General features: G+C 68.5%; 21 protein-coding genes. 13 read left to right on the plus strand and 8 right to left on the minus strand.

Translation table 11 applies throughout. From position 1 onward, the window contains the following. Nucleotides 1-122: 122 nt before the first annotated feature. The gene (locus tag FOJ82_RS10505; RefSeq protein ID WP_143938446.1) at nt 123-2,531 is read left to right on the plus strand and encodes a glycoside hydrolase family 3 N-terminal domain-containing protein; all 2,409 of its coding nucleotides are present in this window, start codon (nt 123-125) and stop codon (nt 2,529-2,531) included. 24 nt (nt 2,532-2,555) lie between these two features. On the opposite strand, the gene FOJ82_RS10510 is transcribed toward FOJ82_RS10505, so the two are convergent. After that, nucleotides 2,556-4,229, minus strand: coding sequence for a DUF5605 domain-containing protein (locus FOJ82_RS10510; protein WP_221933122.1), 1,674 nt, complete (start codon nt 4,227-4,229; stop codon nt 2,556-2,558). A 222-nt stretch (nt 4,230-4,451) separates the two neighbouring features. Between FOJ82_RS10510 and FOJ82_RS10515 the strand changes: the two genes are divergently transcribed. The 6 genes from FOJ82_RS10515 (at nt 4,452) to FOJ82_RS10540 (ending at nt 11,154) form a co-directional block, all read left to right on the plus strand. Further along, nucleotides 4,452-5,495, plus strand: a complete 1,044-nt coding sequence (locus FOJ82_RS10515; RefSeq protein WP_221933123.1) for a LacI family DNA-binding transcriptional regulator — start codon at nt 4,452-4,454, stop codon at nt 5,493-5,495. Between the two features lie 98 nt (nt 5,496-5,593). After that, nucleotides 5,594-6,838, plus strand: a complete 1,245-nt coding sequence (locus tag FOJ82_RS10520; RefSeq protein WP_185975735.1) for a Bcr/CflA family efflux MFS transporter — start codon at nt 5,594-5,596, stop codon at nt 6,836-6,838. Between the two features lie 130 nt (nt 6,839-6,968). After that, on the plus strand, nt 6,969-7,316 hold the full coding sequence (locus tag FOJ82_RS10525) for a hypothetical protein (RefSeq protein WP_143938449.1): 348 nt from the start codon (nt 6,969-6,971) through the stop codon (nt 7,314-7,316). 80 nt (nt 7,317-7,396) lie between these two features. Continuing rightward, nucleotides 7,397-9,424: a Tat pathway signal sequence domain protein gene (locus FOJ82_RS10530; protein WP_143938450.1), complete on the plus strand. Its 2,028-nt coding sequence runs from the start codon at nt 7,397-7,399 to the stop codon at nt 9,422-9,424. A gap of 535 nt (nt 9,425-9,959) precedes the next feature. Continuing rightward, nucleotides 9,960-10,097, plus strand: coding sequence for a hypothetical protein (locus FOJ82_RS17035; RefSeq protein WP_425472500.1), 138 nt, complete (start codon nt 9,960-9,962; stop codon nt 10,095-10,097). Then, nucleotides 10,078-11,154, plus strand: coding sequence for a DEAD/DEAH box helicase (locus FOJ82_RS10540; RefSeq protein WP_425472501.1), 1,077 nt, complete (start codon nt 10,078-10,080; stop codon nt 11,152-11,154). The genes FOJ82_RS17035 and FOJ82_RS10540 overlap by 20 nt, the downstream gene beginning before the upstream one ends. 155 nt (nt 11,155-11,309) lie before the next feature. On the opposite strand, the gene FOJ82_RS10545 is transcribed toward FOJ82_RS10540, so the two are convergent. Continuing rightward, on the minus strand, nt 11,310-11,591 hold the full coding sequence (locus FOJ82_RS10545; protein ID WP_143938452.1) for a DUF2277 domain-containing protein: 282 nt from the start codon (nt 11,589-11,591) through the stop codon (nt 11,310-11,312). A gap of 326 nt (nt 11,592-11,917) precedes the next feature. Between FOJ82_RS10545 and FOJ82_RS10550 the strand changes: the two genes are divergently transcribed. The 3 genes from FOJ82_RS10550 to FOJ82_RS10560 are packed head-to-tail and all read left to right on the plus strand — an operon-like array spanning nt 11,918 to nt 13,958. Further along, the gene (locus FOJ82_RS10550) at nt 11,918-12,751 is read left to right on the plus strand and encodes a F0F1 ATP synthase subunit B family protein (RefSeq protein WP_143938453.1); all 834 of its coding nucleotides are present in this window, start codon (nt 11,918-11,920) and stop codon (nt 12,749-12,751) included. Continuing rightward, the gene (locus tag FOJ82_RS10555) at nt 12,748-13,305 is read left to right on the plus strand and encodes a phage holin family protein (RefSeq protein ID WP_143938454.1); all 558 of its coding nucleotides are present in this window, start codon (nt 12,748-12,750) and stop codon (nt 13,303-13,305) included. The genes FOJ82_RS10550 and FOJ82_RS10555 overlap by 4 nt, the downstream gene beginning before the upstream one ends. After that, nucleotides 13,302-13,958 carry a DUF3618 domain-containing protein gene (locus FOJ82_RS10560; protein ID WP_143938455.1) on the plus strand — a complete coding sequence of 219 codons (657 nt, stop codon included), beginning with the start codon at nt 13,302-13,304 and terminating at the stop codon, nt 13,956-13,958. Before FOJ82_RS10555 ends, FOJ82_RS10560 begins: the two co-directional genes overlap by 4 nt. Nucleotides 13,959-14,013: 55 nt before the next feature. Here the strand turns inward: FOJ82_RS10560 and dnaB are convergent, their stop codons facing one another. Further along, the gene (gene dnaB / locus FOJ82_RS10565; RefSeq protein ID WP_143938456.1) at nt 14,014-15,375 is read right to left on the minus strand and encodes a replicative DNA helicase; all 1,362 of its coding nucleotides are present in this window, start codon (nt 15,373-15,375) and stop codon (nt 14,014-14,016) included. Nucleotides 15,376-15,863: 488 nt separating this feature from the next. Here dnaB and FOJ82_RS10570 point away from each other — a divergent pair, with 488 nt between their 5' ends. The 3 genes from FOJ82_RS10570 (at nt 15,864) to FOJ82_RS16880 (ending at nt 19,632) form a co-directional block, all read left to right on the plus strand. Continuing rightward, nucleotides 15,864-16,073, plus strand: coding sequence for a heavy-metal-associated domain-containing protein (locus FOJ82_RS10570; protein ID WP_143938457.1), 210 nt, complete (start codon nt 15,864-15,866; stop codon nt 16,071-16,073). A gap of 41 nt (nt 16,074-16,114) precedes the next feature. After that, nucleotides 16,115-18,343, plus strand: a complete 2,229-nt coding sequence (locus FOJ82_RS10575; protein WP_281279940.1) for a heavy metal translocating P-type ATPase — start codon at nt 16,115-16,117, stop codon at nt 18,341-18,343. A gap of 128 nt (nt 18,344-18,471) precedes the next feature. Continuing rightward, complete coding sequence (locus tag FOJ82_RS16880) at nt 18,472-19,632, plus strand: resuscitation-promoting factor (RefSeq protein WP_143938458.1); 1,161 nt, start codon at nt 18,472-18,474, stop codon at nt 19,630-19,632. A 154-nt stretch (nt 19,633-19,786) separates the two neighbouring features. Here FOJ82_RS16880 and FOJ82_RS10585 read toward each other — a convergent pair whose 3' ends face one another. The 5 genes from FOJ82_RS10585 to cydB all read right to left on the minus strand — a co-directional run bounded on the left by FOJ82_RS10585 (nt 19,787) and on the right by cydB (nt 26,532). Further along, nucleotides 19,787-20,803 carry a Gfo/Idh/MocA family protein gene (locus FOJ82_RS10585; protein WP_143938459.1) on the minus strand — a complete coding sequence of 339 codons (1,017 nt, stop codon included), beginning with the start codon at nt 20,801-20,803 and terminating at the stop codon, nt 19,787-19,789. A gap of 87 nt (nt 20,804-20,890) precedes the next feature. Next, entirely contained in the window at nt 20,891-22,183 is a 1,293-nt protein-coding gene (locus tag FOJ82_RS10590; protein WP_143938460.1) for a glycosyltransferase, read from the minus strand. A 5-nt stretch (nt 22,184-22,188) separates the two neighbouring features. Then, nucleotides 22,189-23,850 (minus strand): thiol reductant ABC exporter subunit CydC, encoded by a 1,662-nt coding sequence (cydC, locus tag FOJ82_RS10595; RefSeq protein WP_143938461.1) that lies wholly within the window; start codon nt 23,848-23,850, stop codon nt 22,189-22,191. After that, complete coding sequence (cydD, locus tag FOJ82_RS10600; protein WP_143938462.1) at nt 23,847-25,466, minus strand: thiol reductant ABC exporter subunit CydD; 1,620 nt, start codon at nt 25,464-25,466, stop codon at nt 23,847-23,849. The genes cydC and cydD overlap by 4 nt, the downstream gene beginning before the upstream one ends. Before the next feature lie 4 nt (nt 25,467-25,470). Then, on the minus strand, nt 25,471-26,532 hold the full coding sequence (cydB, locus tag FOJ82_RS10605) for a cytochrome d ubiquinol oxidase subunit II (protein ID WP_143938463.1): 1,062 nt from the start codon (nt 26,530-26,532) through the stop codon (nt 25,471-25,473). Nucleotides 26,533-26,540: the final 8 nt, after the last annotated feature.

The raw sequence follows: 26,540 nt of genomic DNA on the forward strand, positions 1-26,540 counted from the left end.
TTGCCGGTTCCTGCCATCCCCCGTAGGCTGCCATAGAACGTTCTCTAGAGTTCAGAAGTCCGGCGCCCGATCGTCCGGCACGCGGGAAACTCCGCGTCCAGGCCATCGATGAGGAGCGCCCCATGCCACACCACAGCGACCCCGCCCTGCCGCCGAAGGTCCGTGCTGACCTGCTCCTCCGGGAGTTGACGCCTGAGCAGAAGTTGGCCCAGGTGTCCTGCTACATGCCGACTGATATCGCTGACACGAGCGATTTCCTGTCCCGCCATCCCCACGGCGTCGGTCATGTGTCCACTCTGGAGGTGAGGCGGGCGACCTCGCTCGCTGACGTGGTCGACTTCCAGAGGCACCTGCAGGAGGTCGTGATGAAGGCCAGCGGTCACGGCATCCCAGCCACCTTCCACATGGAGGGTCTGTCCGGCGCGTATCTGCCCGGCGCCACGAGCTTCCCATCCGGGATCGCCCGAGCCTCCTCGTGGGATCCGGATCTCGAGCGGGACGTTGGACGTATTGTCTCCCGGCAGGAGCGGTCTGTTGGCATCACCCAGACCTTCGCCCCGGTGCTGGATGTGGGACGGGACCCACGCATGGGCCGACACGGGGAGACCTACGGCGAGGACCCCACTCTTGCCGCAGCCCTTGGTGTCGCCTTCACCCAGGGCATCCAGGAGCAGACGGATGAGGGTCTGCGCTCCGACGCAGTCGCAAAGCACTTCCTCGGCTTCCATCACAGCGAAGGTGGCATCCACGGCGCCCATTGCAACATTCCGGACAGGCTCCTCCTCGAGGTGTATGGCAAGCCCTTCCAGGCCGCCATCAGCCTCGCCGGACTACGGGGAATCATGCCGTGTTACGGCTCGATCGGGGGAGAGCCCGTGTCTGCGTCCCGACACTTCCTGACCGAGATGCTGCGCGGAGAGATGGGCTTCGACGGCCTCGTGGTCTCCGACTACGGCGCAATCGGGAACCTCCACTCCGTCCAGCGGGTCGCCGAGTCATTCGCACATGCCGGTCTGGCCGCGATGACCGCTGGCCTCGATGTCGAACTCCATTTCCCGCAGGGTTTCAACAGGACACTCCTGGGGTGGTTCACCGATGGCACGGCGGATCCCGCGATCCTCGACCAGGCGGTGGCGCGGGTTCTGGAATCCAAGTTCCGTATGGGGATTTTCGATCAACCGTTGGCCTGCGAAGCCAGTCCGAGTCTCTCCACGCCCGCGGACAGGGCGGTCAGCCTCCGTGCGGCAAGGGAATCGCTGGTCCTCCTCAAGAACGAGGGCGTCCTGCCGCTGGACCAAGCAACGCCGACGGTGGCCGTCATCGGCTGTCATGCGGTGAACCCCCGCTTCTTCTTCGGCGGCTACAGCCATGTGTCCATGGTGGAAGGAGCTCTAGCGGCGCGGGCCTCCATGGCAGGGATGACGACGGGCGATGGCCATACCGATGTTTCCGACTCCATGGTGCCTGGCACGCAAATCCAGTCTGATGGGGGGCCCGAGTTTGAAGGAATCCTTGACTGGCAGCACCCAGGGATTCACAGTCTCGTCGATGAGTTGCGTCTGCGGATGCCGGCCGCCGCGGTCGACTGGGCCTTTGGCTACCCGATCGCCGGTGCCGACGAGTCGGGACACGCGGAGGCTCTGGAGGTGGCAGGACGCGCTGACGTGGTGATCCTGACTCTCGGAGGCAAGCACGGCACTTCCTCCATTGCGACGATGGGTGAGGGCATCGACGCCACAAACATCAACCTGCCGCCATGTCAGGAACAACTGATCGGCAAGCTCGCGACGCTGGGAAAGCCCATGGTGGGGGTTCATCTGGATGGGCGCCCTATCTCGAGCGATGCGGCGGAACTGTATCTGGATGCGTTGGTGGAGGCGTGGAACCCCGCCGAGTCGGGTGCGGAGGCCCTGGTGGACCTCCTGCTGGGCGACATCAACCCCAGTGGCCGTCTCCCGGTGAGCGTCGCCCAGAACGCCGGTCAGGTCCCCATCTACTACAACCATCCGAACGGGTCTGCGTGGCACCAGGGCGCGAGCATCGGCTTCCCTGAGTACGTCGACTCCCCGCACACGCCACGCTTCCCCTTCGGTCATGGACTCAGCTACACCGAGTTCTCCTATGCTGACCTCGAGGTGTCGGCTGACGCGATCCCTGCTTCCGGACGCGTGGAGGTCTCCCTGACCGTGACCAACACGGGGGAACGGGACGGAAGCGATGTGGTGCAGCTCTATGTGCGGGACGTGTTCGCCTCCCTGTCGCGCCCAGTCCTGGAGCTGGCTGGGTTCCAGCGGGTGGAACTGGCTGCCGGTGCCTCTGCGAGGGTGCACTTCACACTGGAGGCCAGTCAGTTGGCCTTCCTCGACCACCACATGAAATGGTTCGTCGAAGCGGGTGACTTCGATGTCATGGTGGGGGCCTCGTCCCGGGACCTTCGACTCGCCGACACTTTCACGGTCACCAACAGCAGCCATGTCGAGGGCCGGACGCGAGCTTTCGTGGCTGCGTCCGGCGCCTCGCCTGTGGCATGAGCTACTACTGAGGGACTACCTGTTTCAGTCGATCGTGGTGAGCCGGATGGCCATCCAGGGGCGCGCGGGCAGGTCCACCCGGACCTTGCCGGTGTGCTCACCCGGCACTGCAGTGATGCTCATCGCCCAGGTGTCGATGACGTCGATCCGGCTTGAGCGGCCCTCCGGGATGACGAGATCGCGGAACAGTGGGCGATGTTGGCCGAAGTAGTGCACTTCGTACTGGTCGGCGACGCCCCCGACGAGTGCGTCGAAGGGGCCCGGCAGCGGCTCGATGCGGCCGGTCGGGGACGCTTCGCAGATCTCGGACAGGAATCTGATCCGGGCGGGGGCTTCGCCGCGGAGGGAACCCCCCTTGGCCCAGAAGATGATCTCCTCGGGGTTCCAGAAGGTCTCGCCATGAGTGGCATAGCCACCCGCGAGCGTGGTCTCCCAGAACTGCTGCGTCACGGCTTCGGCCGTGAGGTTGCCCCAACCCTGATCGAGGTCGCCTTCGTAGCCGAACTCGTCGACGACGACCGGCTTGCCCCAGCGGTGGCGCCACTGGCCGACCTTCTTTCCCAGGAGTTCCCCGTACTGGAGTGAGCAGTGCGTGGCCCAGGGTGACGAGTAGTCCCACAGATAGGTCCAGTTGTGGATGGACAGGAGGTGCCCGACGTGGTCCTCCTCGGCGATGATCGCCGCGATGCGGTCCCAGTCGGCATCCGTCTTCGAGTGGAGAAGGTCGTACTCGTTGGCCAAGGACCACCAGACGTTGGGGAAGGCGCTGAGCCGGCGCGTGAGGTATCTCAGGTAGCGCTCGTCGATGGCCGCGCTCCGCGTGGCGAAGCCCCAGCGATCATAGGGGTGGAAGAGGATGAGGTCGGCCTGGATGCCCAGTCCCTCGAGCTGCTGGATCCGACGTTCCAGGTCCTGCCAGTAGGACGGATCGAATCGCGTGAAATCAAAGGTGCCCTCCTCCCTCCGGCTCCATGCGAAGTTCAGTGGCTCGTTGCTGTTGTAGATGAAGTCCTTGGGGAAGATGCCCATGCGGACCTTGTTGAACGGTGCCGCGGCGAGCGAGCGGAGGGTCTCGTCGGCCAGCTCATCGCCTTGGTGGGTCCAGGCGTAAGCAGTGGTGCCGACGGGACGGAACGGCTGTCCGTTGGCATGGGCGAAGTGGAACTTGTCGCTGACCCGGACCGGCCCGGGACGTTCCGACGCGGCCACCGAGAACGAGCCGACGACACCGTCGAGCGAGCGCGCGTTGGACCGGGTGGAGAACGTCCAGTCCCCGGTCGTGGGGGCGAGGAACCGGATGACGTATCGGCCCTCGCCGTCGTAGAAGCCGCCGACCGTGATGGTGGTGTGGCCCTGCGTGAAGTCAGAGTGCAGTTCGACGTCCGTGAACGGATTGCCGTGCGACGGGCCCTCCAGAACGACCTCGGCCATGCGGTGAAGTTCTGCACCCGAGGGAAGGTGGAGGATGGCGCTACCAGCGGCCACATCGTCGCCCTCGTAGTCAGGGCGACATCCGGGGGCGGCCTCATCAGGTTCGGTTGGAGTGGTGTCCTCGATCTTGGCCAGGCGGTCCATGATGGTGGGAATCCGTGAGTCGTGCTCGCCGAGGGCGAGTCCCAGCACCCACTCGACGGGAAAGGCGCTCCATTGCTGCAGCGTGGGTGAGTTCTCCAGCTCCGGGGCCGCGCTGGCGAGCACTTGCCATGCCTCGGGATTCTCCAGAACGGCGGATGTGAGGGAACGCTTGTGGAACATGACCATCGTGATCTCCAGTGATGTGGGGTTCGCGCACAGGTGCGCAACGAGCTTGACCCGACTATAGTGTAAAACGTTCTCCATCGGCCAGTGCCCATGGGGGCCGTCGACATGATCCAACATGGCAGAAGGAGGTCTTCGCATGAAGACACGGAAGGAGCAGGCGTGAGCTCGAGTCCAGAAGCACTGGGTCGGCGGCGGCGCGTGACCATTGTTGATGTGGCCAAGCACGCCGGTGTGTCCACGGCGTCCGCTTCGAAAGTACTGCGCAACGCGTACGGCGCGAGCGAGGCCATGCGGGAGAAGGTGCGTGCTTCCATGGAGGAACTCGGGTACCGGCCCCATGGCCCGGCCCGGGGCATGCGTGGCCGGACGTACACGATCGGGGTCCTGGTCTCGGACATCGACAACCCATTCTTCAGTTTGCTGGCCGATGGGGTGTCCAGTGTCATCCGGGCCCACTCCTATGAGCTACTGCTGTCTCCCGCGGGGTTCACCCGCTCCGGACAGAGGAACGTCAAGGATGCGTTGATCGACCACCAGATGGACGGGCTTGTCCTTGTGTCCCCTCTCATGAGTTCCGAGGAACTGGAGGAGACCGCGCGTGACATCCCGCTCTGCGTCGTCGGCCACCACAGTGACAGCGACCTGTTCGACAGTGTGGCCGGTGACGATGAGCTGGGTGCTTCTTTGGTTGTGGACCACCTCGTTGAGCTCGGTCACGAACGTATCGCCTTCGTCATGAACCATGACGGGCGCATGGACCCGGCCCGTCCGGAGTACCACCGCCTCGCCGGGTACCGGGCCGCCATGGAGCGACACGGTCTGACGGACCAGGCCGCGGTGTTGGATGCATCCTGGAGCTTTGAGGGTGGGGTCACGGCGGCCCGGCTCGTCGATGAGCTCCCCGTTCAGCCGACGGCCGTCCATGCGGGGGCGGACATAGTCGCCCTGGCCATGATGAACGAACTCTGGCGGCAGGAGCGCTTCATCCCGGAGGCCTACTCCCTGGCTGGGTATGACAACTCCAGGACGTCGGCCTTGGGGCCGATTCGTCTCACGACGGTCGATCAGTCCGGTCGTCAGATGGGTGAGACGGTTGGACGGCTGCTCGTCGAGCGAATCGAGGGGCGGACCGATTCCCGGCACGAGTTGATGGAACCGACGCTGATGGCGCGGTCCACCACCGTGGCGCCGAGGGGCGAGTGACTGCTGGTCGCTGGTAGCGTTTCGCATTGGATAGCCGGTCTACGCCGACCCCGGGAGATCCTCACCTCCCACGAATGTTCGGCGCAGGAGATTTGCGTATGGCTTCCACTCATGTCCCCTCGGAGCGCACCTCGAGCGTTCCGCCGGGGCGGCTCATTGTGATGTTGGGCCTGTTGTCCATCCTTGGCCCCCTCACGATTGACCTCTATCTTCCGGCCTTTCCCCAGATCGAGAACGAACTGGCCACGACGCCGTTTGCCGTCCAGCTCACGCTGAGCGGTGCCACGCTGGGCTTCGCACTCGGGCAACTGGTGGTGGGGCCGTGGAGTGACTCCATCGGTCGACGGCTACCGCTGCTCATCGGAACGGGAGTGCATGTGGCGGCCAGTGTGGCAATCGCGGCATCGCCCGATATCGAGTGGCTGATCGTGTTGCGCGTCCTCCAGGGGGCCGGCTCGTCTGGCGCTGGTGTGGTGGCCATGGCCATGATCCGGGACGTCGCCGAGGGCAGCTCCCTCATCAAGGGCCTGGCTCGGGTTGCGCTGTTCAGCGGCACGGCCCCCATCGTCGCGCCCTTCCTTGGCGCCCAACTCATGCACCTGTTCAGCTGGCGTGGGATCTTTGTTGTTGTCGCCGCCTACGGGGGTGTGGTGCTCGTGCTGGCTGCCGCCTTCATTCCTGAGACGCTCTCGCCGGAGAGGCGCCTCGGGGGGCGTGGCCGAGGCAGGGTGCTGCGCAGTTACCGCTTGTTGCTGAGGGACCGGTCCTTCGTCGGTGTGGCTCTGGTCGGGGGGATGATGGTGTCGTCGGTTTTCGCCTACCTCTCCACGTCGTCGTTCATGTTCCAGCAGGCCTTCGGTTTGGCGCCACAGACGTATGGACTGATCTCGGGGATCAACGGATTGATGTTTGTGGTGGGGACGCAGGTGTCCGCGGCGCTGGCTGTGCGGCAGGGCCCTCATCGCGTCCTGGCGATGATCCTCCTGGGCATGGTGCTGATCCCCGCCGCGCTCATCCTGCTCTCGTGGGTCTGGCCAGGTCTGGCTGGCGTCGTCATCGCGATGGCTCTCTTCCTGCTGCTTGCAGGGGGATGCGGGCCCTGTCTCTCGGCCCTCGGGCTGGCGGAGCACGGTGAGCGCGCAGGGACGGCAGCCGCTCTTCTGGGGGCCGCCAACTTCGGTCTGGCGGGAGTGGCGTCGCCCGTGGTTGGGCTGCTGGGTGTCACATCGTTTGCACCGTTGGGGGCCGTGATGGCGGCGGCGATGCTTCTGGCGAACCTGGCGTTCTGGTTCATGATCGCACCGCGCCGTAGGCGTCCGGGCGGCCAGGCGCTTGACCGATAGAGAACGTTATCGAGGCGAGCAAGGCGGCCTCGCCCGGCGACCCACTCTTCGTCACCTTCCTGGGGCCGCTGGCCAATGTCGTCTTTGGGCAGGCGTCGGGCTCTGGCAGGTCCCGGCCACCATCTACACGATGGTCTCGGTCGGCTATGCCGAACTGGAGGAGAAGCTCCGCGGCACCAGCCGGCTCGCCGACTACCTCATCGACCAACTCGTGGAGTGGAACGCCACCGTGCCGGTGGGTGAGCCTTTGAGCACCGCTCCCTGGGTGACTCGCCAGCCATTGGACTGGTCTGGATCCGACGGGCGGCTCTTCCGCACGGTGCCGGCGCCTCGTTTCGGCCGGGAGGGTGGCTACCTTCCCGGGGCCGGGCATCCTATTCGTGTGTTCGACCAGGTGGACGTGCGCTACCTGCTGGAAGACATGTTTGCCAAGATCCGCCTCTTTGGTCGGGAGGAAGTCTCGCGCCTGGGTCATTGACACTGGAGATCCCCACGCCTTAGGGTCGTGAGTACGTTCTATGGAGAACGTTCTCTCAAGTCCCCGAAGAAGTGAGGACCATGACTTTGTCGTCCCAGCTCAGGAATCGCGTTGTCGGAGCAGCCGCTGCTGCCGTGCTGTTTGCCGGTAGCCTCGTCCAACCCAGCGCCGCAGCGCCGCCCACGTGTAGCAGCGAGGGCGGCGCCTTGCAGGTCACTGCCGACTGTGTCGACCCGACCTATGCCTCCCCGGTCGTCGACAGCACAACCGACGAGACGTCACCCTTGCCGCACCGTCGGATTCGGGGGCACTTCGAAGGCACTGACATCCAATTCACCGTCTATTTCCACGCCGAGGAGAGCAAGTCGGCGTGGGAGGGCCGGTTCTTCCAGTTCACCTACCCGACGACCTTCGCCCCAGGCGAGGACCTCTCCCAAGCTACGGATCGTGCCATCAGCTTTGCGCTGGGCGGTGGCGGCTACGCGGTCCAGGCCGGCAATTCCAGTGTCTCGCTTGGCTACGCGCACGGGGCCGCGGCAGCGAAGTTCGCCAAGACCCTTGCCGCCGACTACTACGCCCAGGAGGGGCCGATCCATGGCTATCTCTACGGGCCCAGCGGCGGCTCCTTCCAGACCCTCGGTGCGGCCGAGAACACCACCGGAGTGTGGGACGGCTTCGTCTCGATGGTGCAAGCCGTGCCGCAGCCGACGTCGTACCAGTTCCAGGCCCGCGCCGCCGGTGACCTGATCCTCACTGACAAGGCCGCCCAGATCCAAGCAGCGATGCTGCCCGGTGGCAGCGGGGACCCATTCGCCGGTCTGGATGAGGCTGAGAGCGCCATGCTGGAGGAGATGCATCGGCTGGGTGTGCCGTGGCAGGCGTGGGAGTACCCCGACTACCTGCTTGGCCAGACCGAGCAGTACGCAAATGGCCTGACGTCCAGCGATCCGTTGCGGTTCGATCCGACCTACGCCGATGATTTCTGGAATGCCCCGGGTTACCTCGGTGTCGAGGACTCGGCGCTGGGGGAGCGCGTCCGCAGTGTTCTCGCGGAGATGGGCGACACCGAGGAGAACCGGTGGGACATCGCCAACCGGTTCTACTACCGCTACCAGGTGCCCCCCGAAGAGGAGGGCTGGGTGGCCTTCGACCAGTTCCGCGGGTCCGATGGGACGCCGATCCATCCCCAGCGGGTGGCCAAGGACAGCGGCTTCCACGGCTTCGTCTCCGGTAACACGGCATTTGACGGATCCATCAACGGCAAGTTCATCGCGGTGTCCAACCTGTACGACACAGATGCCCTGCCCCTGCACACGGACTGGTACCGCAGGCAGGTTGAAGCCAGCCTTGGGCATGCGGCTGCTGACCACTACCGCGTGTACTTCAATGACCACGCTGACCACCAGGACGCTCCGGTGTCAGGGGAGAGGGCGAAACACCTCGTCGACTGGTACGGCATGGTGGAGCAAGCGCTGCGGGATATCGCCAACTGGGCGGAAGACGGCGTCGAACCGCCGGCGTCCACACAGTATGACGTCGTGAACGGGCAGATCGTCGTGCCGGACGGAGCCACTGACCGACTCGGTATCCAGCCCACCGTCTCCCTGACGGGTGGTGGCCTCGAGCGTGTCCAGGCCAAGGTTGGTGAGCCCGTCGCCCTGACGGCGACCGTGCAGGTGCCACCGGGTGCCGGTGAGATCATTCGGGTCGAGTGGGATCTCGACGGCGACGGTGACTATGAGGAAGCTCCGCCCGTTCCTGCAGGCGCCTGGCTCGCGGCGCGAACCTCGTTTGAGGCCACCGCGTCGTTCGAGGAGGCGGGCACGCATTTCGTCGGGGTGCGCGTCACCGCGGAACGCAACGGGGACGTCGAAGCGCAGCACGCATGGGTGCTGAACCTGGACCGGGTGCAGATCGTCGTCAGCGGCGACACAGGGGAGCCGGGCGACACCGATCCGCCGGTTGAGCCCACACCAGGGAACGATCTTCCGATGGAGCCCACACCCGATGCGGATCCGTCCGCTCAACCCATCAGGCCGCCGGTTCCCGGGATTCCGCCCGGCCTGCCGAGCACCGGTGCGGACGCGTCCCCCGGCGAGGTCGGCTGATCCTGATCTGTGCTGTGGGGAGGTGGGCGCTCGGGCTCCCACCTCCCCACACCCCGTCGCCGCAGTTTCGAGGGATGCGCACCGTCGTTAGTTGCGGGCATCGCAGCCAGCAGCAGCCGTGCTCAGCGCATGCCCTGCCGGGTGTCGACGGGCAGTTGACAGCAGGACCTTGACCCGTAGACTGGCACCGCTCATTCAGGACTGAATGAATATGCACGAGGAGGCCATTGCTCCAGGCAACCCACACGCGCGCCGGTGAGTGGCGCGACCTGCGCAGGCCAATCGCCAATGCCTCACCAGCCGAGCGCGACGAGCTCATCGGCGCTGAGGCCAAGGCCATCCGTCGTCACGTCGTCACGACTATCGACGCCGCGCGTGCGGGCCACATCGGCGGGGACCTCAGCATCACCGACGTGTTGGCCACGCTGTACTTCGGCGTGCTGCGTCTCGACCCTGCGGACCCGGACGGGGCCGAGGGGTCTGCTGCACGAGCGCTGACGAGTTCATCCTGTCCAAGGGACACTGCGCCGCCGCGCTGTACGCGACGCTCGCCAGTGTCGGCTACTTCTCCACCGACGAGCTGTCGACGTTCATGGCGCGGGGTTCAGCCCTCAACGGTCACCCCAACCGCAACATGCTGCCCGGCGTCGAGACTGCACCGCCTCCACGGTGAGGACCGGCGGGCCGCCCTCGAGGCGTGGCGACGAGACGGTGGGGTGGCGGTGACGAGCTTCGGCACGCTGCGCTGGGCGGTGCACCAGGAGTTGCCGGTGGAGCAGGTGGGGTGCGTCGTCGTCGACGAGGCCCACTACATCAAGAACCCGGCGGCGAAGCGCTCCCGGCGCACCGCCGACATCCTCGACCGGGTGCCGCGGGTGCTCCTGATGACGGGCACCCCGCTGGCCAACCGGATCGACGAGTTCTGCGCACTCGTCCAGCAGGCTCGCCCGGACCTGCTGGAGGACCTCGTGGAGTCGCCGACGGCGCACGACTTCCGGCAGGCCGTCGCGCCCGTCTACCTGCGGCGCAACCAGGAGGACGTGCTCACCGAGTTGCCCGAATTGGTGGAGGTCGACGAGTGGGTCCCGATGTCCGCCGTGGACCAGGGCGTCTACCGAGAGGCGGTGGAGGCGGGCAACTTCATGGCGATGCGGCAGGCGGCGTGCACGCAGGGCGCGTCGTCGGGGAAGCTGCGGAGGCTGTGCGAGATCGTCGCCGAGGCGGAGGCCAACGGACGCCGCGTGATCGTGTACTCGCACTTCCGAGAAGTGCTCGCGCAGGTGGCTGCCCTGCTGCCGGGCCCGGTGTTCGGGCCACTGACCGGCTCGGTGCCGCCGACCGAACGCCAGAGGATCATCGACGACTTCACCGCAGCCCCCGGCGGGGCCGCACTGGTGGCGCAGATCGTCGCCGCCGGCGTCGGCCTGAACATCCAGGCCGCGTCCGTCGTGGTGATCTGCGAGCCACAGCTCACCCCGACCACCGAGTGGCAGGCCATCGCCCGCGCGCACAGGATGGGTCAGCTGCGCAGCGTCCAGGTGCACCGGCTGCTCTCCGACGAGGGCGTCGACGAGCGGCTGACCGAGATCCTCGCCCGGAAGCGGGCCGTGTTCGACGACTTCGCCCGCGTCAGCGAGCTCGCTCACAGTGCACCCGAGGCGTTCGACATCACGGAGACCGACCTGGCGAGGGAGGTGGTGGCGGCTGAGCGGGAGCGGCTGCTGGGGTAACATCGGGGGGCATTTCACCGAGTACGACACCCGACTGGCCGCCTACGCCCTCCTCGTCAACGACGCCGACGACATCTACTGACCTGGTTCAACGGCCACGGTGGCGCCGAGCAGCGTCAGCAAACTCAGGTGCGCTGACGGCCGGTGCGCCTGGCTCAGCCCGCGTTCGCGTAGCGGCCTGACTTCTCGGCGCGGGCGCGCGCCTTCGCGTACTCCTCCTCGCGATTCTTGGGAGGCGCGGTGGTCACCAGCGCCTCCAGGAGGTGCTCGGTGGCGTGGGCGACGGCGTGGACCGCCTGGTCGAACGCCTCCTGGTTGGCCTTGGAGGGCTTCGTCGTGCCCGCGATCTTGCGCACGTACTGCAGCGCGGCGGCGTGCACTTCCTCGGAGGTGGCGGCCGGCTCGAAGTTGTGGAGCGTGTGGATGTTTCGGCACATGCCACGAACGCTACGCCGCGGGTGGTGCAAGGTCGACGCCCGGGCGGAAATCCCGGATCGCGACTACGCCTTTCGTGGGCGCCAACCTCGCAGTTTGTCCGATCTGACGGCGGAATGACCCCCTCTCGCGTAGTGTCGATCCCCCGACAATCGGGGAAGACCTCGGTCTCCAGACAAGACCCTTTGGAGGAAAGATGACGTACCCCAGTCAGTCTCAGCCCTTCGATCCCAACCGCCCCCCAGGCGGTCAGGACCCCAACAGGATGCCCGGAGGGACCCAACCGCCACTTGCCCCGGGTCACCCCGGGACAGTTCCGGGACCCACAGTGCCCGGACCCACAGGACCCGGCGGGGGAGACCGCTCCTCGGCGCCGCCGGAGCGGAGCGCGGCCGAGCCCTTCATCGTCGACGAGGGCGAGTACCGACCCCGCACCGACGACACTTCTGGTTCCAAGGAGGAGGCCAAGCGCGTCGCATCGGGTGCTGCTGATCGCAGCCGTGAAGTCGCCGACACCGCCAAGCAGGAGGCCTCCGCCGTCGCCGAGACGGCCAGGGCCGAGGGTGGCCACGTCATCGACTCGGCCAAGGAGGAGGCCGGCCACGTCGTGGACGAGGCCAAGTTCCAGACCCGTCGCATCCTCGACGAGGGGGTCGGCGAGCTGAAGCAGCAGGCTGAGGTCGGCCAGCGAAGGCTCGCTGAGGTGGTGCGCTCGATGTCGGGTGAACTGCACTCCATGACCGACTCGACCACCGAGTCCGGGCCCGTGGTGGAGTTCGCCGGGCGCGTCCAACGATTCGGGGACGACGCCGCGGACTGGCTGGAGCAGAACCGCCCCGAGGAGGTGCTGGACTCGGTGCGCCGCTTCGCCGCCCGCAGGCCGTGGACCTTCCTCGCCATCTCGGCGGGTGTCGGCTTCGTGGGTGCCCGGCTGGTGCGGGGACTCTCCGACGGCGACGACTCGGGCCCAGCCAGCCCGACGGGCGGACGGCGCCTTGACGCCCCCAGCTACAGCGACGACGTCGACAGGCTCGGGCGTGGCTCGCAGCCGCTGGGTGGACCACCGCCGACGCAGAGCGTCCGCGGTGAGCAGGTGACGCGACCCGACGACGGGTTCACCACGCCGCCGACCCCGGGCGCCCGAGGTGGGGAACTGCGATGACGTCGTATCCACAGCAGCCGGTGCCGGGACGCGATCCCGGGCCACCGGAGCCCCGGTACCCCGATCCCGCGGGGACCGCCGCCGCAGGCGTCGGCCCGAGGGTCGGTGAACCGCTCAGCGAGGAGGACGCCAGCTACCGCCGCTACCAGCAGGAGGACCGCTCGATCGGCGAGATCGCCTCGGACGTCCTCGACAACGCCTCCACGCTCATCCGACAGGAGTTGGACCTGGCCAAGGCCGAGGTCAAGCAATCAGCCACCCAGGCCGGCAAGGGGGCGGGCATGCTCGCCGGTGCCGGCGTCGCGGGACACCTGATGCTGATCTCGCTGACGCTCACCGTCTGGTGGGCGCTCGCCGTCGCCATCGGGGACAGCGAGGAGCCCGCACTGGGCTGGAGCGGCCTGATCGTCACGATCATCTGGGCGGTGGTCGCCGCAGTGCTCGCCCTCGTCGGAAAGAACGAACTCTCGAACGTCCAGGGCGTCCCCAGGACGCAGGACACCGTCAAGAAGATTCCCAACGCGGCCACAGGCAACGAGGAGAAGAACCGATGAGCAATCCAGAAGAGATCCGCCGAGACATCGAGCGCACCCGGGCGGAACTGAGCGACAACGTCAACGCGCTCGAGGACCGCAGCAAGCCCGGCAACATCGCCCGCAGCCAGGTGGACAAGGTCAAGGGCGGCGTAAACGACATCAAGGAGCGGGTCTTCGGATCACCCTACGACCCGACTGACTCCGGTGCCGTCGGCGACATGGGCGACCAGGTCTCCGGCGCCGTCCACGACGCACGCGACGCCGTGGCCGACGCCCCGCAGCAGGTCAAGCGACGCACCCGGGGCAACCCGATCGCCGCCGGACTGATCGCTGCCGGCGTCGGGGCGCTGATCGGTGGCCTGATCCCGTCCAGCCGCGCCGAACAGGAGGCCGCCCAGAAGGTGAAGGAGGCCGCCGAGCCGTTGACCGACGAGGTCAAGGGCATGGCGCAGGAGGCGCGGGACCACCTGCAGCCGATGGCACAGGAGGCGGCTGACGAGGTCCGGCTCACGGCCGAGGACGCCGCCGGCACGGTCAAGCAGGACGCGCAGGCCGCCAAGGACAACGTCGCCGAGCAGGCGAGGGAGTCCGGCGAGCACGTCAAGCAGGACGGCGCCGACGCGGCGCGGGAGACGAAGGATGATGTCCAACGCAGCCCCGACAACCTCTGAGTGACACCGACCGGGCCGGGGCCCGTCCGCAATGGACGGGCCCCGGCCTGCGCCGTCAGAACGGAGGGTTCGTGAACCGCGAGTAGTGGCCCTGGAACAGGGCGTCGATCTTGCCGGTCTCGCCGTTTCGGTGCTTGGGGATGTGGAACGCCGCGAGCCCGCGTTCCTCGTCGGTGGGGTTCTGGGAGTACATCTCGGGGCGGTGCAGCATCAGGACGATGTCCGCGTCCTGCTCGAGCGAGCCGGACTCTCGCAGGTCCGACAGGGCGGGGATGCCGTCCTTGCGCTGCTCGGTGTTGCGGCTCAGCTGGCTGAGCGCGATCACCGGGATCTCCAGCTCCTTGGCCAGCAGCTTGATCTGGCGGGAGAACTCGGAGACCTCGAGCTGGCGGGACTCCACCTTCTTGCCGGAGGTCATCAGCTGGATGTAGTCGATGGCGATGAGCTTGAGGTCGTGGCGCTGCTTGAGGCGGCGGGCCTTGGCGCGGATCTCCATCATCGTCAGGTTCGGCGAGTCGTCGATGAAGAACGGCTTCTCGGTCATCTGCACGGACTTGTCGGTGATGCGCTGCCAGTCCGACTCGTCCATCTTCCCGCCGCGGATCTTCTTCAGCGGCACCGAAGCCTCTGCCGAGAGCACCTTCATCACGATCTCCGTGCGGCTCATCTCGAGCGAGAAGAACGCCGTGGCCATGTCGTGGTGGATGGCCGCCGAGCGGCAGACGTCGAGCGCGAAGGTGGACTTGCCGACGCCGGGGCGGGCGGCGACGATGATCATCTGGCCCGAGTGCAGGCCGTTGGTCATCCGGTCCAGTTCGATGAAGCCCGTGGGGACGCCGGAGAGCCCGTCACCCGAGTTGCTGATCGCCTCCATCTCGTCGAACGTCGGCTCCATCAGCTCGCGCAGGCTCTTGTAGTCCTCCGAGGACTTGCTCTCGGTGACCTCGAAGAGCGTCTGCTGCGCCTCGTCGACGATGTTGTCCACCTCGCCCTGGCCCAGGTAGCCGAGCTGGGCGATGCGGATGGAGGCGTTCACCAGCCGTCGAAGGATGGCCTTTTCGCGGACGAGCTCCGCGTAGTAGGAGGCGTTGGCGGCGATCGATACCGAGGCCAGCAGGTCGTGCAGGTAGACCGCGCCGCCGACCTTGCTCAGCTCGCCCTGCTTGCCCAGTTCGCCGGCCACCGTGATCGGGTCGGCTGGCTCCCCGCGCCCGTAGAGGTTGATGATGGCCTCGAAGATGGACTCGTGGTTCGGGCGGTAGAAGTCCACCCCCCTCAGCACCTCGACGACGTCGGAGATGGCGTCCTTGCTCATCATCATGGCGCCCAGGACGCTCTGCTCGGCGGCAAGGTCCTGCGGCGGGGTACGGTCCAGTTCGCTGACCGCGCCACCGCCGTTGATGTGCTGTACGGACATCGGTTCGTGACCCTCCTGATCGTCGTGGTTCGAGCCGGGCCACGTGCACCGGAAGCACAACACGTTAGTGCACCACCGCCGACCCACCCACATGTCTACGCGCCACCACTGACAAGCTGGGGACAACGTGCCCGTAGCCGTGGAATAGCCTGTTGAACGGCTGTGGGAAGCGGTGGACGGGCAGTCTCAAAGGCTGTGGAAAGAAGATTCCGACACGCCGCGACGGCCGTTACCGAATCGTTATCAACGGCTCCCGGCTCGGCGAGAAGTGCCGTCGGACGAGGGCTGCGGCTCTTGTCGCAGGAGTTTCGGCGAATGTTTCGGAGGCGCCGAACTCTCCACAACCCAAGGTTCGCCTGTGGACAACACCGAAGCCGCAACCCCCGCTTGCGCCCATACCCCTAGGGGGTATGATGTGTTTGTTGGGTGGCAGCATGCCCTATGGCCCCAACCCTGGCGCCCGCCGAGTCCGACGAGAGGAATCCGACATGATCACCAACTACACCGTCACTGGAATGACCTGTGGAAACTGCGTCCACCACGTCACCGAGGAGGTCTCCGAGATCGCCGGTGTCAAGAAGGTCGACGTCACGCTCGAGGGCGGCAACATGGCCGTCGAGTCCGACGCCCCCATCGCCTTCTCCGACATCGTCGCCGCCGTCGAGGAGGCCGGCGAGTACGCCGTCGCCCAGGCCTGACCAGAATCCAGCGCCCGCCGTGGCGCAATGAGGAGACAGCAGTGTCAACCACCACCGAGAAGCCGACGGCCAGCCCGGTCTCGCTCGACATCGACGGCATGACGTGCGCGTCGTGCGCCAACCGGATCGAGAAACGGCTGAACAAGGTGGGGGGCGTCACCGCCACCGTCAACTACGCCACCGAGAAGGCCAGCGTCCGCGCCCCAGAGGGTGTGACCACCGAGCAGCTCGTCGAGGTGGTGCGCGCCGCAGGCTACGACGCGCGGCTGACCAGCCCCGACGTCGTCCGGCCGAACCACGCGCAGGTGCTGCGCCCACGGATGCTGCTGGCGTTCGCGCTGGGCATCCCAGTGGTGGCTGTGTCGATGGTGCCCGTGCTGCAGTTCCCCGCGTGGCAGTGGGTGGCCCTCGTGTTCACCGCCGTCATCGTGTTCTGGTGCGGACGGTCCTTCCATGCGGCCACTTGGAACAACCTGCGCCACGGCTCCACCACCATGGACACCCTCGTGACCATCGGCACCGTCGCGGCGTTCGGGTGGTCGCTGGTCGCCATGGTCTTCGGCGGCGCAGGGATGATCGGGATGCGCCACGAATTCACCCTCTCGCTCGGCAGCACGGACCCGCTCGAGGCGATCTACTTCGAGGCGGCCGCCGCGATCATCGCCTTCCTGCTGCTCGGCCGTTGGATCGAGGCCCGCTCCAAGCAGGAGGCGGGCGCGGCCGTCCGCGCACTCTTGGAGGTCGGCGCCAAACGCGCCAATGTCGTGCGTGACGGCGTGGAGTCCACCGTCGCCGTCGACAGCCTCGCCGTGGGCGACGTCGTCGTCGTGCGCCCGGGTGAGAAGGTCGCGGCCGACGGCGAGGTCGTCGAGGGCCAGTCCGCCGTCGACGCCTCCATCATCACCGGTGAGTCGATGCCGGTGGAGGTCGCGCCCGGCGCCCACGTCGTCGGAGGTTCCCTGAACACCACCGGCAGACTGCTCGTGCGCGCCACCGCCGTGGGCGCCCAGACCCAGCTCGCCCAGATCGCAAGGCTCGTCGAGGAGGCGCAGACCGACAAGTCCAACGCCCAGCGCCTCGCCGACAGGGTCACCGGGTGGTTCGTGCCCGCCGTCATCGGCACCGCCGTCGTCACGCTCCTGGTGCACCTCTTGGTGGGCAACGGCCTCACCTTCGCCCTGACCGCCGCGATCGCGGTGCTGATCATCGCGTGCCCCTGCGCACTGGGCCTCGCCACGCCGTCTGCGCTGCTGGCCGGAACGGGGCGGGGCGCGCAGCTCGGCACCGTGATCCGTGGCGCCCAGGCGCTGGAGAAGGCCAGCAAGATCGACACGATCGTCCTCGACAAGACCGGCACGCTCACCACCGGCACCATGGCCGTGCTGGCGGTCGAGGCGGCCGACGGTGTCACCGAGTCCCGGCTGCTGGCCGTCGCCGCCGCAGTTGAGGCCGGTTCCGAGCACCCGATCGCCCGCGCCGTCGTGGCCCACGCCCGGGCCGCCGGCGTCGACGAGGTGGAGGCAGACGGTTTCCGAATCGTCGCCGGGCACGGCGTCACCGCCAGTGTCCGCATCGACGGCCACACGGGGGATGCCCTCGTCGGCAACTCGCGGCTCGTCACCAACGCTCCGGCAGCCGGCGGCGACGTCGTGGGCAGCGAGGTGCTCGTTTCCCTCGCCGGCACCTACCTCGGCCGCATCGTCGTCGGCGACGAGCTCAAGCCCGGTGCCGCCGCAGCGATCTCGCGCCTGCGCGAACTCGGCCTGCGCCCGGTCCTGCTGACCGGCGACAACCGCGCCGCGGCGGAGAAGGTGGCGGCCGAGGCCGGCATCACCGACATCAGCGCCGACGTCCTGCCCCAGGGCAAGGCGCAGGTGGTCGCCGACCTGCAGGCCCAGGGCCGCAACGTCGCAATGGTGGGCGACGGCGTGAACGACGCCGCAGCCCTCGCCCGGGCGGACCTGGGGATCGCCATGGGACAGGGCACCGACGCGGCCATCGCCGCGAGCGACATCACCCTGATGCGCGACGACCTCGCCTCCGTGGTCGACGCCGTCCGCCTGTCCCGCGCCACCGACCGCACCATCAAGTCCAACCTGGTGTGGGCGTTCGCCTACAACGTGGCGGCCATCCCGATCGCGGCCCTCGGGCTGCTGACGCCGATGATCGCGGGCGCGGCCATGGCCTTCTCCAGCGTGTTCGTGGTGCTCAACAGCCTGCGGCTCAAGGCGTTCCGGGCGGAGCGTCGGCCCACTGCGGCGCGGCGCTGAGGAACCGGCTCCCGTAGCAGGAATCTGAGAGATTCTCAGAAAGAGTTTGGGATTCATTCAGGTTCGGGTTAACCTGATGAGGCCGGACAACTCCGGCACCACCTCAGATTCACTGGAGTAGTACCTGTATGGCCAAGAAGATCTGGATCCCCGTAGCCGCCGGCACCGCCGCGCTGGCACTGGTCGGCACGGCTGGGGTCGCCACCGCGCTGCACAAGAATGACGTGGTCCTCGTCGTCGACGGCGTCGCCACCTCGATGGCCGTCCGCGAGGACACCGTCGCCGAGGTCCTCGAGCTCGAGGGCATCAACGTCGGCGAGCACGACGTGGTCCTGCCGGCGCAGGAGTCCACCATCACCCAGGACATGGAGATCACCGTCAACTACGGCCGGCCGCTGGAGGTCACGGTCGACGGCGTGAAGCGCGAGGTGTGGACCACCGCGCAGACGCTCGACGAGGCACTCAGCTACCTGAACCTCAACGCGGAAGACTCCAAGTACTCCACCTCCCGTTCGTCGGCCATCGGCCGTGAGGGCCTCTCGGTCGAGATCGCCACCGCCAAGGACGTGACGCTCACGGTCGCGGGGAAGCCCTCGCAGCTGACCATCGCCGGCACCGTCGGCGACGTGCTCGCCGAGGCCGGCGTCGCCCCGGACGAGGACGACAAGCTCACCCCCGCCCCGGAAACCGAGCTGGCCGACGGCATGGAGATCACCTTCGTCGCCGTCGAGACCAAGGCCCGCACCGAGATGACCCCGATCGCGTTCGAGAAGCGCGAGGTGAAGTCCGACGAACTCACCAAGGGCACGGAGAAGGTCACCACCAAGGGCGTCGAGGGCTCCTTCCGCGAGACGTGGACCGACACCTACGAGGACGGGGTCCTGGTGGACTCCACCCTCGCCGAGAAGGTCGTCTCCGTGCAGCCCGTGCACCAGATGACCACGATCGGCACCAAGGTCGTCGCCCCGCCGCCGGCCCCCGCCTCGGACTCATCCTCGGCCTCCTCCTCCGACTCCGGATCCTCCTCCTCGTCCTCCTCCGGCGCCGGCCTCAACCTGGCCCGGGAGGCGATGTGGACGCGGATCGCGCAGTGCGAGTCCACCAACCGCTGGAACATCAACACCGGCAACGGCTACTACGGCGGCCTCCAGTTCGACCTGCAGACCTGGCGCTCCGTCAACGGCCAGGACTTCGCCGCCTACCCGCACCAGGCAACCCGCGCCGAGCAGATCACGGTCGCCAACCGCCTCTACGCAATCCGCGGCACCCAGCCCTGGAGCTGCGCCTGAGGAAACAGGCATGGTTTTTGACCGCTGATCGCGGTTCAATTGGACTGTCGGCCCCCGGCGAGTGTTCCCCCGCACCGCCGGGGTCCGGCTTATCCGCACGCAAGTGCGGAGGAGGCACTGCCCACGAAAGTGGTGCAGTGCCTTCCTGTGCTCGTCAGGGCACCTGCCGCAGTGACTCCTCCATCGTCTCGACGATCGCCACGGTCTCGGCCAGCGGCAGCAGGTCCGACTCGCGCCTGCCGTCGCTGACCAACCCTGCGAAGTGTGCGGCCTGGAACGCCAGGCCCTCGTGTCCCTGGATCTCCGGATCGGCCGACGTCTCGGGCTCGCCCTCGCGCGGGACCCAGAGGATCGGTGAGGGCCCGTAGAAGCCGTTGGCGAGTTCGACGGTGGCGTCGGAACCGCTGATGGCTCCGCGGGTGGGGGTGCGCGCGTGCAAGGTGGTGTTCAGCACCGCGTGGGCGTGCGGATGCTCGGCGTAGCCGTCGAGGACCATCGAGACCTGGCGGTCCACCCCGGTCTCGGCGCGGGTGCCGGTGGCATGGATGCTGCCGGGCGTGCCGAGCACGAACGAGGCGAACGAGACGGGGTAGACACCCAGGTCCAGCATCGCGCCCCCGGCCAGGGCCGGGTTGTAGAGCCGGTGCTCGGGGTCGAGCGGGAAGTACTGGCCGTGGTCGGCGGTGAGGACCTCGAGCTCACCGAAGGCGCCGTCGGCCAGCAACTGGCGGATGATGTCGTAGTGGGGCAGGAACCGGGCCCACATCGCCTCCATGAGCGTCACGTCGGCCTCGCGGGCGGCCTGCACCACGCGTCGGGCCTCCGCGGCGGTCGGGGTGAACGCCTTCTCCACGAGGACGTGCTTGCCGGCGGCGATCGCCAACAGCGCCTGCTCGGCGTGGTGGCTGTGCGGTGAGGCCACGTAGACGGCGTCGACGTCGTCGTCGGCCACCAGTTCCTCGTAGGTGCCGTAGTGGCGCGGGATGTCGAAGCGGGCGACGAAGTCTGCGGAGCGCTCGGCCGAGCGCGACCCGACGGCGACGATCTCCTGCCGGGTGTGCTTGCGGAGGGCGTCGGCGAACGCGGTGGCGATGCCGCCGGGGGCAAGGATGCCCCAGCGGATCGTCGGCGCCTCGGATGGGTGCGGGGTGCGGGGCAGCGGAAGACTCATGGGCCAACCCTAGTGACCGCGGGCCCCGCGTGACGTGGTGACCACAGTCCGCGGCCCACCCCGGCGACGCATGCCGGAGGGGGTGGGTCAGGCGGCGACGGCGTCGCGGATGGCCGCGACCTCGCCGTAGAGCCGCAGCATCTCGTTCGCCTGCGACTCGATGCTCCACTGTCCGGCCAGCCGCTTCGAAGTCGCCGACGCCTCGGCCATCCAGGCCTCGTCGTCGAGGCGGTCGATCACGCGCAGCAACGCGGCCGCCATCGAGGCCGGCGTGGGTCGTGCCAGTTCGCCGTTGACGCCGGGCTCGATGACCAGCGTGAGTCCCGGGTCGACCGAGACGATCGGCAGGCCGGCGAGAGCCGCCTCGTGCAGCACGAGGGCCTGCGTGTCGGTCTGGCTCGGGAAGGCGAACACGTCGGCCATCGCGTAGAAGGCGCCGAGCAGGTCGCGCGGCTGCTCGCCCGGGAGGATCACCTTGCCTGTGGCGCGGGCATCGCCGAGGGCGCGCTTGATGCGGGGGTGCTGCTGCCAGTCGCCCACCACCATCAACCGGGCGTCGGGACGTTGGGTGGAAACCAGCGAGAATGCGTTGACCAGGAGGGGGAGGTCCTTCTCCGGGGCGATGCGGCCGGCGTAGAGCACGAGCGGGCCGTCGGGCTTCGGGATCGGCGGGGGACCGGGCGGCAGGGCGTCGACCCCGTTGGGGACGACGACGACGTTCGCCCCGGGTGCGATCTCGCGGCAGCGGGCGGCGGTCTTCGGCGACGGCGAGGTGATCAGGTCCGCGGTCTCCAGCATCTTCTGGCAGATGCCCAGCAGCGAGGCGGTGGACTTCCCGCGGTCCTCGAAGCGGATCACGGCGGCGCGCAGGTCCTGGGAGTCGAACAGCTCACCGCGGGAGAGGCCCATGAAGGCCTTCACCACCTGCGTCAGTAGCGGCAGGATCGCGGCGTAGTGGTTGGCGTAGGCGTCGAAGTCGGTGTGCCACGTCAGCATCAGCGGGATGCCCAGGCGCTTGGCCGCCCACACCCCGAGCACGCCCACCGGGCCGAAGCCGTGGACGTGGATGACGTCCGGCCTGATGCGGCCGATCTCGTCGATGGTGCGCTCGAAGTGGCGGCCGTTCGCGACCCGGGTGGGCAGGCTCGGGACCCGCACGGACGGGAGCCGGATCTCCGTGCGGCCCTCACGACCGAAGTGCGGGTTCGGCCCCTTCGCGCGGGGCGCGACGACGACGGTCTCGTGTCCGGCGTCGAGCAGGTTGCCCTCGAGTTGTTGCACCGCGAACATCAGCCCGTTGCTGCCGGGGCCGTAGTTGTCGGTGAACTGGGCCACCTTGAGCCGACGCGGTGACGCGTCGGGCGGTAGCTGGCTGATCACCCTCGTCACTCTAGCGAACGGGGCGGTTCGAGAACGTCAGGCCCCGGTCCCGTCGCAGGGTGGCCCTGGGTGGTACCCCGCGGGTCGATGAGCTCGTGGACCCGGTCGCAGCGGCCGACCACCGCCGCGTCGTGGGTGAGCACCAGCAAGGCCTGACCGGAGGTGGCCGCGAAGATGTCGTTGACGAGGCGCTCGGCGGTCTCGTGGTCCAGGTGCTCGGTGGGCTCGTCGAGGATGAGGAGGTCGCGCTCGTCGGCCACGACGCGGGCGAACGCCAGGCGGCGTCTCTCGCCGCCGGAGAGCCCGGTGCCGCCCTCCCCGAGGACACGGTCGGGGTCCAGGTCGTCCAGCCCGGCCCGGGTGAGGGCCGCGGACACCTGCTCGGGGGTGGCGTCCTTGTTCCCGATCCGGACGTTCTCGGCCACCGACGTCGCGAACACGTGCGCGTCCTGGGCCAGGTAGCCGACTCTCCCGCCGCGCGCGATCCGACCCACCACGGGCGGGACCAGGCCCATCACGGTGGCGGCGACGGTGGTCTTGCCCACGCCCGAGGGGCCCACCAGCGCCACCCGCTCGCCGGGGCGGACGCGCAGGTCGAGTCCGGAGAACAGCGCGGGCGCGCCGGGCCAGCCGATGGTGACGTCGTCCAGCACGAGCCCCTCGCCGGACGCGTCGGCGGGGACGGCGTCGCCGCTGCCGACGTCGGGGGCGTCCAGGGTCTCGGCGACCCGCTGGAGCGCGGCCCGGGAGCGCGTCCAGGTCTGGGCGGCCTGGGTGAAGGTATTCAGGACCTCGTGCAGCGCCAGTGGGGTCAGCACCAGCACGGCGAGGTGGCGGGGGTCGAGGCTGCCGTCGACCAGCGCGGGCGTCCCGATCAGCAGCGCCGCGACGACTGCCGCCCCGGCCGCGAGCAGTTGGCCGGCGCCTGCGATGCCGCGCACCCACGCGCCCCGGGCCTCCTGGGTGCGCAGATCGTCGTCCACGGCCAGCACCCGGGCCAGCGCCTGGTCGGTGGCGCCGTAGGCGGCCAGGTCCCGCGCCGTGCGGGAGAACTCGCGCACGCCGTCGGCGAGGCGGCCGCGGGTGGGCACGGACTCGAGGTCGATTCGCAGGGTCGCGCGCTGTGCCAGGTAGGGCACGCCGACCCCGCCCAACGCCGCCGTCGCCAACAGCACCAGCGCCGAGGGGAGGTTGAACGTGGCGAGGATCACGGTGGTGGCCGTGACCACCAGCGACGCCGACAGCACCGGGATCACGACGCGGACCACGACGTCCTGGATGGCCGCGACGTCGGAGACGATCCGGGTGAGGAGGTCGCCGCGTCGACGACCGATCAGGGTGGTGCCGGCCAGCTTGTCGTAGACGCGGATGCGCAGCGCGGACTGCATCCGCAGCACGAGGTCGTGCCCGACGATCCGCTCGGCGTACCGGGTGACGCCGCGCGAGATCCCGAACGCGCGCACAAGCACGGCCGCGGCCTGCAGGTACAGCACCGGCGGCGCCATGGCGGCGAAGCTGATCAACCAGGCGGCCACCCCCATCAGCGCCACCGACGACATCGACGACAGCGCGGCCAGCAGGGTGGCCAGTGCGAACCGGCGCCGACCCTTCGGCACCGCCCGCAACAGCTCCCGGACCAGCTCCCACTGCCCGCTGCGCCCGCTCATGAGACCGGCTCCAGGGCGACGACGCGGTCGGCCGCGGCCAGCACGGCGGGCCGGTGCGTGACCACCAGGGCGCCCACGCCAGTGGCTCGGACGGCGTCGATCACGGTGGCCTCGCTGTCGGCGTCCAGGCCGGCCGTGGGCTCGTCGAGGACCAGCAGGCGGGTGCTGCCGGAGCGGATCCGCAGCAGGGCCCGCGCCACCGCGACGCGCCGCCGCTCGCCGCCGGAGAGGCCCTCGCCGTCGTCGCCCACCTGCTTGTCGGCAGGGAAGTCGGCGCCGGCCGCGCGCAGGGCCGCGGCCACGTCGTCGGGTCCGGCGGCCGGGTCACCGAGCAGGACGTTGTCCGCGACGGTGCCGTGCACCAGGCCGGGATCCTGCGAGACCCATGCCACCTGGCGACGCCACCCGGCCACGTCGCAGTCGGCGAGGTCGAGGTCTCCCAGCAGCACCCGGCCGCCGTCGGGCACCAGGAAGCCGAGCAGCAGCGCGAGGAGCGTGGACTTTCCCGAGCCGGAGGCGCCGCTGAGCGCCACCACCTCGCCCGGCTCCAGCTGCAGGGAGAACCCGGCCAGCGCCGGGGACGCGGCGCCGGGGTAGGTGAAGCTGACGTCGTCGAGGACGATCGGCTCCTCCCGGAGCGCGGGCGGGGGTGTGGTGCCGGTGGCCGCAGGCGCGCCGTCGATGACGTCGAACGCCGCCTCGGCCGCCGCTACCCCGTCCACGGAGTCGTGGAAGTGGACGCCCACCTGCCGCACGGGCAGGAACGCCTCCGGCGCGAGGACCAGTACGAACAGCGCGGCCTCGAATCCGACGTCGCCGTAGACCAGGCGGAAGCCGATCGTGACCGCCACCACGGCCACCGAGAGGGTCGCGAGCAGTTCGAGCGCGAACGCGGACAGGAACGAGACGTAGAGCACCCGCATGGTGGCCTGCCGGTACCGCCCCTCGCTGAGCTCGACCCCCTTCCTCTGCGCCCGGGCGCGCGCGAAGGCCTGCAGCGTGGGGAGCCCTTCGATGAGGTCGGCGAAGTGGTTGGACAGCCGGTCGGCCACGGCGAAGCTGCGGCGGGTCGCCTGCTGCGTCGTCCAGCCGATGAGCGCCATGAAGATCGGGATCAGCGGCAGGGTGAACGCCACGATCAGGGCCGACGGCCAGTCCGTGACCAGGATCGCGGCCCCCACGATGACCGGGACCGTCACGGCCAGCCCGAGCTGCGGCAGGTACTTGGAGTAGTAGCCGTCGAGGGCGTCCAACCCGGTGGTGACCACGTGAACCAGCGTCGACGACGAGGCCCCGCCCGTCGGTCGCGCCGCCCGGGCAGCCAGGACGTCGCGCCGCAGCTGCGACTTCACCGCGGCGGCGGAGCGGTGCGCCAGCCAGGAGTCCAGCCAGCCCAGCAGCGCCCGGACGCCGAAGACCGCGGCGAGCCCGCCCACCAGCCGACCCCAGCCGGCCGGGACGTCGCCCTCGAACACGGAGGTGATGGCGCGCGCGAGCAGCCAGGCCTGGGCGACCAGCAGGAACGCAGTCACCACTCCGGACGCCACAGAGGCCACCAGGTACTTCCTGGTGGCCCCGGCGCGTTGCAGGAGTCTGGGGTGGATGGGTCCGGCCATGGGATCAGGCGGCGGCCTCGACGTCGTCGGGGATGTTCTTGGTGCTGATCCGCTTGCTGAACACCCAGTAGCTCCACGTCTGGTAGCCGATGACGATCGGGACGAAGATGACCGCGGCCCACGTCATGATGGTCAGGGTCGTGTCCGACGAGGCGGCCGTGAGCATGTTCAGGCGCTCGGCGACGGGCACGCCGGTGTCCTGCAGGAAGCCGAGGTTGCCGTACATCCTGAGGAAGATCCCGGCGAACAGGCCGAGGATGGCGACGCCGCCGAGGGCGAAGGCCCAGCCCTCCCGACGGGCCATCGTCGCCAGCAGCGAGCCGGCCGCGGCCAGGACGGCCACCACGCCGAGCACCCAGGCGATCACGCCGAAGTCGCCGAACTCGGAGACCGCCGGCCAGAAGACGTTCTGGCAGCCGACGAACACTGCGAGCAGGGCGACGGTGAGCCAGCCGTAGCGGCCCAGGTAGCGGCGGGCGCGGGCGTGCACCGTGCCGTGGGTCTTGAGGCTGAGGAAGGTCGCCCCGTGCATCAGGCACAGCCCCACGAGCAGCACGCCGCCCAGCAGACCGAACGGCACGAACAGGGCCCAGAAGTCGCCGGTCCACAGCAGGCCGTCGTTGGGCATGCCCATGACGAAGTTGGCGAAGCCGACGCCGAGCACCAGCGGCGGCAGGAGCGAGCCGACGATCGCGAACCAGTCGAACATCGTCTTCCAGCGCGGGTCGGGGTGCTTGGCGCGGTACTCGAACGCGACGCCGCGCAGGATCAGGCCCACGAGTACCAGCAGCAGCGGCAGGTAAAGGCCCGAGAACAGGGAGGCGTACCAGCCGGGGAACGCGGCGAACATGGCGCCGCCGGCGGTCAGGAGCCACACCTCGTTGCCGTCCCAGAGGGGGCCGATGGTGTTGATCATGACGCGCCGCTCCTTGTTGCCGCGCGCGGTGACCAGCAGGTGCATGGCGACGCCGAAGTCGAAGCACTCCAGGAAGAAGAAGCCGATCCACAGCACGGCGATGAGGGCGAACCACACGGTGACGAGTGTGGGAACAGTTTCAAGCAGCATGATTGTCC

The organism is Tessaracoccus rhinocerotis (genome assembly GCF_007197885.1).
Taxonomy (GTDB): domain Bacteria; phylum Actinomycetota; class Actinomycetes; order Propionibacteriales; family Propionibacteriaceae; genus Arachnia; species Arachnia rhinocerotis.